This is a genomic window from Streptomyces sp. NPDC127084, assembly GCF_042724175.1.
Lineage (GTDB): Bacteria > Actinomycetota > Actinomycetes > Streptomycetales > Streptomycetaceae > Streptomyces.
The window spans coordinates 105,697-113,995 of the sequence record NZ_JBHXFA010000002.1 but is presented as its reverse complement, the minus strand read 5'-3'; the positions used below and the strand labels follow the sequence as shown (position 1 = coordinate 113,995).

Here is an 8,299-nt window from a genome sequence, read left to right as displayed (position 1 = left end):
GGGGGGGGGGCGGCGGGGCGGCGCGCCCCCCCCCCCCGGGTCCGGGGGGCGAGGTGCGCGAAGGAGCGTCAGCCCTGCCAGCTGTGCGGGGCGCGGAAGCCGGACTGGCGCTCCAGCCGGCGCCAGCCGGCGGTGCTGCGACCGCGGCCCGCCGGGGCGTCCGGCTGCGAGGCGGCGCGGGCGAGCAGGATCGCCGTGAGCGCGGCCAGTTCCTCGGGCTCTGCGTGGCCCTTCTCGACGCGGAGCAGGGAGTCGACGGTCATGGTCATGTGCAGCGTTCTCCTCGTGGGTTACTGCGGGGGGTTGCCGTGCTTGCGGGACGGCAGGTCGGCGTGCTTCGTGCGGAGCATGGCGAGGGAGCGGATGAGCACCTCGCGGGTCTCGGCCGGGTCGATGACGTCGTCGACCAGACCGCGCTCGGCGGCGTAGTACGGGTGCATGAGCTCGGACTTGTACTCCTTGACCATGCGGGCGCGCATGGCCTCGGGGTCCTCGGCGTCGGCGATCTGGCGCCGGAAGATCACGTTGGCGGCGCCTTCGGCGCCCATCACGGCGATCTCGTTGGTGGGCCAGGCGTAGGTGAGGTCGGCGCCGATGGACTGGGAGTCCATGACGATGTAGGCGCCGCCGTAGGCCTTGCGCAGGATCAGCGAGATTCGGGGCACGGTGGCGTTGCAGTACGCGTATAGCAGCTTGGCGCCGTGCCGGATGATGCCGCCGTGCTCCTGGTCGACACCGGGCAGGAAGCCCGGGACGTCCAGCAGGGTCACGATCGGGATGTTGAAGGCATCGCACATCTGGACGAAGCGTGCGGACTTCTCGGACGCCTCGATGTCCAGCACACCCGCCAGGGTCTGGGGCTGGTTGGCGATGATGCCGACGACCTGTCCGTCGAGCCTGGCCAGCGCGCAGATGATGTTGCGCGCCCAGCGCTCGTGGACTTCGAGGTACTCGCCGTCGTCGACGATCTCCTCGATGACCTTGTGCATGTCGTAGGGGCGGTTGCCGTCCGCCGGGACCAGGTCGAGCAGCGCCTCGGAGCGGCGGCCGGCCGGGTCCTCGGTGCTGGCGTGCGGCGGGTTCTCACGGTTGTTGGAGGGCAGCATCGACAGGAGGTAGCGGACCTCCGCGATGCAGGTCTCCTCGTCGTCGTACGCGAAGTGCGCCACGCCGCTCGTCTCGGCGTGCACGTCCGCGCCGCCGAGACCGTTCTGGGTGATCTCCTCGCCGGTGACCGCCTTGACGACATCGGGCCCGGTGATGAACATCTGCGAGGTCTCGCGGACCATGAAGACGAAGTCGGTCAGCGCCGGGCTGTAGGCGGCGCCGCCCGCGCAGGGGCCGAGCATCACGGAGATCTGCGGGATGACGCCGGAGGCCCGGGTGTTGCGCTGGAAGATGCCGCCGTAGCCGGCGAGCGCGGAGACGCCCTCCTGGATACGGGCGCCCGCGCCGTCGTTCAGCGAGACCAGCGGGGCACCCGCCGCGATGGCCATGTCCATGATCTTGTGGATCTTGGTGGCGTGGGCCTCGCCCAGCGCCCCGCCGAAGATCCGGAAGTCGTGCGCGTACACGAAGACCGTGCGGCCCTCGACCGTGCCCCAGCCGGTGATCACACCGTCCGTGTACGGCTTCTTGGCCTCCAGCCCGAAACCGGACGCCCGGTGCCGCCGCAGCTGCTCCACCTCCCGGAACGAGCCCGCGTCCAGCAGCAGCTCGATCCGCTCACGTGCGGTCAGCTTGCCCTTGGCATGCTGCGCCTCGGTGGCACGCTCACTCGGGCCGCGCCGGGCCTCTTCGCGAAGGGCGTGCAGCTCGGCCACACGCCCGCGTGCGTCGGTGGGCGCCTCGGCGGTCTCGTCCAAAACGGTCATGTACTGACCCTACGGACCCGGACAACAAAATCCTGCCGTTGACTCCGTACAGTCTCGGGACCGTTCTCCTGTCACCCTCGGACAGAACCGTCCAGCGGTGCAGGCCAAGTGCCAGCGGAACGCCGTCCCGGATTGTCGGAGCCCAACAAAGATGTCACCCCGGGGACGACTGCCGGTCACTTCACACCGATGGTCCCCACACCCGCCTGGCGCCACCACGGTGTTGTCGAGGGTCTCCAGTCGGCGCGAGCGGACAGCGAGCGCGGCTGGCACCCCGGGAGAGGCATGGAACGACCTGGGACAGGACGACACACCGTCGGGAGCATTCACCGGATCAGCCCATCCCGGACCACCCATCCCCGGACTCCAGAAATGTTGAACATTGAACGGGAATGGGTCTATGGTGGTCCTTGTTGAAGATTAAACGAGTGGCCGGGAAGGTCACTCCGCCACCGGCCATCACGACCCGAGGAGCACACCATGGGCCTGTTCAACCGCAAGAACGACGAGACCGCCATCAGCACCGTCGCCGTCGCGCCCCGCGAGGTCGACCCTGCGCTCGCCGCGCTGAGCGGCGCGTACACCATCGACCCGGCCCACAGCAGCATCGGCTTCACGGTGCGCCACGCCATGGTCACCAATGTGCGCGGCAGCTTCGCGGAGCACGAGGGGCGGCTGCAGCTGGACGGCTCCGACCCGGCGTCCTCCACCGCCGTCATCGACGTCAAGATCGCGAGCATCGACACCGGTATCGCGGACCGCGACAACCATCTGCGCAGCGGTGACTTCTTCGACGCCGAGCAGTTCCCGCTGATGAGCTTCCGCTCCACCAAGGCCGAGCAGCTCGGCGGCGACACGTACCGCATCACCGGCGACCTCACCATCAAGGACGTCACCCGCCCGCTCGCCATCGACCTGGAGTTCAACGGCGCGGCGACCGACGTCTACGGCTCCGAGCGGGTCGGCTTCGAGGGCAGCGCGGAGATCCTGCGCTCCGAGTGGGGCCTGACCTGGAACGCGGCGCTGGAGACCGGCGGCGTCATGGTCAGCGACAAGGTGAAGCTGACCTTCGACATCTCCGCCGTCAAGGCCGCGGCCTGACACCCGACCCGCGTATGCCAGTCCCCGGCCCCGCCGCCCACGAGCGCGCCCGCTGCTCCGACTCCCCTGCGGAGCGGCGGGCGCTCAGCGGCAGCAATGCGCAGCGGCTTGTCGGGCTGCGGCCTACCCCCTGAGCCGGGGCACCCGCTCGCCCGTGCGTGTCTCGATCTCGGCAGCCACCTCGTGCAGCAGCCCATGGCTGACCCCGCTGAGAGCGCGCGCCACGGCCAGTTCATCGCCGATATGGGGGATGTCCTGATCGGCACGCTTGCGATGGGCCGTGCCCTCACCGACGAACACCTCGGCGTTCTGGCCCCGCAGCCGGGCCTCGGCCACCGTGGTGCGGTCGCTTTCCGTGATGACGATCTCGACGTTCCATTTCTTGGTCCGCATCAGAAGCCTCCGCCCGCGTCGAAGCCACCACCGCCGCCCCAGTCGCCACCGCCGCCCCAGTCGCCGCTCCCACCGTCGAAGCCGCCGTCGGACGAACCGTAGTCCCCTCCGGAGAAGTCGCCGCCGAAGCCCTCGCCGCCGTACTCGGCAGCGTATGCCGGGGTGGACAGCGCACTGCCGAGGAGGGTTCCCGCGAGCAGCCCCGGCAGCAGCCCGCCGCCGAAGTAGCCACCCGCCCAAGGACCGTATGCCGGGCCCGCCTCCCAGTAGGGACGGCGTCCGGAGTCCGTCGCGACCTCGCGGGCCATCGGGTCGTCGCCGTCCGCCAGCCGGGCCGCGTCGGCAGCGCAGACCGGGACCCTGCGTGCCGAGCCCGCGGTCGGTGTCCACAGCACGTCCTCCGTGGAAGGGCCGTGCCGCGGGTCGAAGAAGCAGGGCGCCCTGCGCTCGGGGAGAGGGCGGCCTTCGCGGCGGGCAGCGAGGACGGCGAGCGAGTACCGGCCCTCCTCCAGAGCCTCGGTGACCGGTCGCACCTCGTGCGGGCGGGTGGCCGCCGCCATGGCGGACTTGGCCTTCTCATAGGCGTCGAGGGCACGTTCGTAGTCGGCGCGCATCGCGTCGTCGGCGCCCGCCTCGGCGGGATGGAAGTCGAGCCGGTCCAGCTCCTCGCCATACGCGGTGATGTCCTCGTCCACGACGACCCGCAACTTCTCCAGCGCGGCCCGTTCCTCGCCGGCACGCCTGCGGCGGCTGCGGCGGACGACGGCGTACGCACCGGCGGTGCCGGCGACGAGGACCGCACCGAGTGCGATGAGCGCGCCCACGCCTGAGGAACGCATGCCCGGGTCCGCTCCGTTCCACGAGGCCGGGGCGGTGCCGCGTACGGCCGGCAGCGCCTGATCGACGAAGTTGCCGAGCTCGGTGGCGGCGTCGATGCCAGGGGTCTTCACTCCGGCCACGATGGTCCGCACCTCGTCACCGGACATCACCGCGCGGTCCGCACCCGCGTTGAAGCCGTCACCGAGGCGGACCCCGTACAGCCCGGCGATCCCGGTCGCGGCGCGCAGCTCACCGAGGACGCGGTCAGCGGGGAATGCGGAGCTCTTGGGCAGCACGGCGATGAAAACGGGCCGATCCGCGTCCTTGATCTGCTGTGCCAGTGCCTTCTGGTCGGCCTCGGACAACTGGGAGCGGGCGCCGGGATCGACGTAGACGGGCCCCTCCTTCAGGGCCTGTGCCGCGTCGGAGATCCCGGTGGCCCTGGCGGCGTCGGCACCGGAAGCCGATGCCGGGACCAGGGCCACGGCAAGCAGCAACACGAGCGCCAGCCCCGCGAGGGCCGACAGCACCGACAGGAGGGTGGACGGCCTGGTCCTCATAGTCCGACGCTACCCGAGCGGGGCAGTTTATGACATACATACGCATATGCGGAATAAGGACCAAGGGCCCGCGCGTCGGCCTATTCCGCGGGCTCCACCCCTGCCCTGAGCAGCCCGTAGGTGTACGCGTCCTCCAGCGCCTGCCACGAGGCCGCGATCACGTTGTCGGCGACCCCGACAGTCGACCATTCGCCCTTGCCGTCGCTGGTCGTGATGAGCACCCGGGTCGTGGAGTCCGTACCGTGGCGGCCCTCCAGGATGCGCACCTTGTAGTCGACCAGCTCCAGCTTGGCGAGCTGGGGGTAGATCCGCTCCAGACCGACCCGCATCGCCCGGTCCAGTGCGTTGACCGGGCCGTTCCCCTCCGCGGTCGCGACGATCCGCTCACCCTTGGCCCAGAGCTTCACGGTGGCCTCGTTGGCGTGGGTGCCGTCGGGGCGGTCCTCGACGATGGCGCGCCATGACTCCGTACGGAAGTACGTGCGCGGCTTGCCCACTTCCTCACCGCGCAGTTCCTGGCGCAGCAGCAGCTCGAAGGAGGCGTCGGCCGCCTCGTAGGTGTAGCCCCGCAGCTCGCGCTCCTTGACCCGCTCGACCACTCGGCCGAGCAGCTCGCGGTCCCCGCCCAGGTCGACCCCGAGCTCCTTGCCCTTGAGCTCGATAGAGGCGCGGCCGGCCATGTCGGATACCAGCATCCGCATGGTGTTGCCGACCTGCTCGGGATCGATGTGCTGGTAGAGGTCCGGATCGACCTTGATCGCCGAGGCGTGCAGACCCGCCTTGTGGGCGAAGGCGGAGACACCCACGTACGGCTGGTGCGTGGAAGGGGTCAGATTGACGACCTCGGCGATGGCGTGCGAGATCCGGGTCATCTCCTTGAGCGCGCCGTCCGGAAGCACGCTCTTGCCGTACTTCAGCTCCAGCGCGGCGACAACCGGGAAGAGGTTGGCGTTGCCGACGCGCTCGCCGTAGCCATTGGCGGTGCACTGGACATGGGTGGCGCCCGCGTCCACGGCGGCGAGGGTGTTGGCTACGGCGCAGCCCGTGTCGTCCTGCGCGTGGATTCCGAGACGGGCACCGGTATCCGCGAGCACGGTGGCGACCACAGCCTGGACCTGGGCGGGCAGCATGCCGCCGTTGGTGTCGCAGAGGACCACCACGTCGGCGCCCGACTCCGCCGCCGCACGGACCACGGCCTTGGCGTATCCCGGATTGGCCTTGTAGCCGTCGAAGAAGTGCTCGCAGTCCACGAACACCCGCCGCCCCCGCTCCTTCAGGTACGAGACGGTGTCGCGGACCATCGCGACGTTCTCGTCCAGGGTGGTGCGCAGGGCGAGCTCGACATGCCGGTCATGGGACTTGGCGACGAGGGTGATCACGGGGGCGCCGGAGTCGAGCAGAGCCTTCACCTGCGGGTCCTCGGCGGCGGATCCGCCGGCGCGGCGGGTGGCGCCGAAGGCCACCAGCTGGGCGTGCCGGAACTGGATCTCCGCGCGGGCCCGGGCGAAGAACTCGGTGTCCCTCGGGTTGGCACCGGGCCAGCCGCCCTCGATGAAGCCGACACCGAACTCGTCCAGATGGCGGGCGATGGTCAGCTTGTCCGCGACTGTCAGGTTGATGCCCTCGCGCTGGGCTCCGTCGCGCAGGGTGGTGTCGAAGACGTGGAAGCTGTCATCGGGCCTGGGCCTGGCATCGAGGCTGATGCCTGTCGTGGTCATGGCGGTGGTGACTCCTGTCGGAAGAGTGGCTCCGTAAGCTCCGGAACTTCTGGCTCCACTTGCTCCATCGTCGCGCGCTTGCCGCCTTCGGCCGGGGTGTGGCCGGAAAACGAAAAAACCCCTCGCGGATGCGAGAGGTCTGCGCGCGGGTCTGGAGCATGGTGCCACTGCCGCGGGGGTTGCTGCCCTGGTCAGTGATCACTGCGGACCGGCGCGCTGCTGCCGATAATCATGGCGAATGCGAGCACGATGGCAGTGTGCCACAAAGCAGCGCCGCCATGGACGGGGATCTCACCATACGGGCGTCCGCGTGCCGCACCGCTCCCCTGACGGCGAAGGCTCCGGCGGCGGATGGCGCGCCGGAGCCTTTCACCAGAAGGAGCGGAGGGACCCGAAGCAGCGGAAGGACCCGGTGGCCCTAGCCGAGCGTGTGCACCCAGCCGTGCGGGTCCTCAGCGGCACCCGTCTGGATGGCGAGCAGTGCCTTGCGCAGTTCCAGCGTGACCGCGCCGGGCTGTCCGTCGCCCTGCGTCCACTCACCCCCAGCGGTCTTGACCAGCCCGACCGGAGTGATCACCGCGGCCGTACCGCAGGCGAAGACCTCCCGGAGCGCGCCGTTCTCGGAGTCGCGCCGCCAGTCCTCGATGGAGATCCGGCCCTCCTCGGACTCGTAGCCGAGGTCGCGGGCCAGCTTGAGCAGGGAGTCCCGGGTGACACCCGCAAGGAGGGAACCGGTGAGCTCGGGGGTGACGATCTTGTTCTCGTAGACGAAGCACAGGTTCATACCGCCCAGCTCCTCGACCCAGCGGTGCTCCACGGCGTCGAGGTAGGCGACCTGCTCGCAGCCGTGCTCGGCCGCTTCGGCCTGGGCGAGAAGGGACGCCGCGTAGTTGCCGCCGGTCTTGGCGTCGCCGATGCCGCCCGGGACCGCGCGGACCCGGTCCTCGGAGACCCAGATCGAGACGGGCTTGACGCCGCCGGGGAAGTAGGCGCCGGCCGGGGAGGCGATGACGAGGAAGAGGTATTCGTTGGCGGGGCGCACTCCGAGACCGACCTCGGTCGCGATCATGAACGGGCGCAGATAGAGCGAGGACTCGCCGCCGTGCGCCGGGACCCAGTCGATGTCCTGCTGGACAAGGGCGTCACAGGCCTCGATGAAGGTCTCGACTGGCAGCTCGGGCATGGCCATCCGGCGGGCCGAGCCCTGGAAGCGCCGGGCGTTGGCGTCGGGGCGGAAGAGCGCGACCGAGCCGTCGGGCCTGCGGTAGGCCTTCAGCCCCTCGAAGATCTCCTGGGCGTAGTGCAGGGTCATGTTCGCCGGGTCGATCGAGAGCGGGGCGTACGGCGTGAGCTGGGCGTCGTGCCAGCCACGGCCCTCCGTCCACTTGATCGTCACCATGTGGTCGGTGAAGTGGCGGCCGAATCCGGGGTTGGCCAGGATCGCCTCGCGCTCCGCGGCCGACAGGGGACTCGATGAGGGCTTGAGCTCGATCGGGGTGGTCGTCATGTCTGCGTGTCCTTCACCTTTTGTGTGTGACGGACCGCCTGCACGTCTGTCCGGAACGCCCCGCGCTACCGGTACGGCTTGCTCACAGCTGGTACCGGTACCAGGACGTCCGAGCTTCCCCGTACCGTGCGGCCCCACGCCCGATTATCGCAGGGCGCGGATGGGCGGTGCGGAGTGGTGTGCGTGCGGCCCATGGCTTGATGGTGGCACCCGGATGCCGCACAGGAGAAGCCGCCCGGGGGGGGGGTGTGGCGGGGGGCTGGCCGGGGCTGGGCGACCGGGTCGGGCTCGGGGGCATCGGGGGCAGGGGCGGGGCTGGAGGCGCCG

7 protein-coding genes are annotated in these 8,299 nt (G+C 70.2%); 1 reads left to right on the top strand and 6 read right to left on the bottom strand.

Going from position 1 to position 8,299, the window contains the following annotated elements; genetic code table 11:
* Positions 1–68: 68 nt before the first annotated feature.
* Both ACFWI9_RS01360 and ACFWI9_RS01355 read right to left on the bottom strand, forming a co-directional pair.
* Positions 69–269 carry an acyl-CoA carboxylase epsilon subunit gene (locus ACFWI9_RS01360; protein ID WP_387158129.1) on the bottom strand — a complete coding sequence of 67 codons (201 nt, stop codon included), beginning with the start codon at positions 267–269 and terminating at the stop codon, positions 69–71.
* A 21-nt stretch (positions 270–290) separates the two neighbouring features.
* Positions 291–1,874, bottom strand: a complete 1,584-nt coding sequence (locus ACFWI9_RS01355; protein ID WP_387158128.1) for an acyl-CoA carboxylase subunit beta — start codon at positions 1,872–1,874, stop codon at positions 291–293.
* A gap of 480 nt (positions 1,875–2,354) precedes the next feature.
* Between ACFWI9_RS01355 and ACFWI9_RS01350 the strand changes: the two genes are divergently transcribed.
* Positions 2,355–2,975 carry a YceI family protein gene (locus tag ACFWI9_RS01350; protein ID WP_387158126.1) on the top strand — a complete coding sequence of 207 codons (621 nt, stop codon included), beginning with the start codon at positions 2,355–2,357 and terminating at the stop codon, positions 2,973–2,975.
* Between the two features lie 123 nt (positions 2,976–3,098).
* On the opposite strand, the gene ACFWI9_RS01345 is transcribed toward ACFWI9_RS01350, so the two are convergent.
* The 4 genes from ACFWI9_RS01345 to ACFWI9_RS01330 all read right to left on the bottom strand — a co-directional run bounded on the left by ACFWI9_RS01345 (position 3,099) and on the right by ACFWI9_RS01330 (position 7,972).
* A complete protein-coding gene (locus tag ACFWI9_RS01345; RefSeq protein WP_387158124.1) occupies positions 3,099–3,368 on the bottom strand; it encodes a dsRBD fold-containing protein in 270 nt (89 codons plus the stop codon).
* Positions 3,368–4,747 (bottom strand): hypothetical protein, encoded by a 1,380-nt coding sequence (locus ACFWI9_RS01340; protein WP_387158122.1) that lies wholly within the window; start codon positions 4,745–4,747, stop codon positions 3,368–3,370. Before ACFWI9_RS01340 ends, ACFWI9_RS01345 begins: the two co-directional genes overlap by 1 nt.
* An 80-nt stretch (positions 4,748–4,827) precedes the next feature.
* Positions 4,828–6,465 (bottom strand): citramalate synthase, encoded by a 1,638-nt coding sequence (gene cimA / locus ACFWI9_RS01335; protein ID WP_387158121.1) that lies wholly within the window; start codon positions 6,463–6,465, stop codon positions 4,828–4,830.
* Positions 6,466–6,883: 418 nt separating this feature from the next.
* Entirely contained in the window at positions 6,884–7,972 is a 1,089-nt protein-coding gene (locus ACFWI9_RS01330; protein WP_387158119.1) for a branched-chain amino acid aminotransferase, read from the bottom strand.
* Between the last annotated feature and the right edge of the window lie 327 nt (positions 7,973–8,299).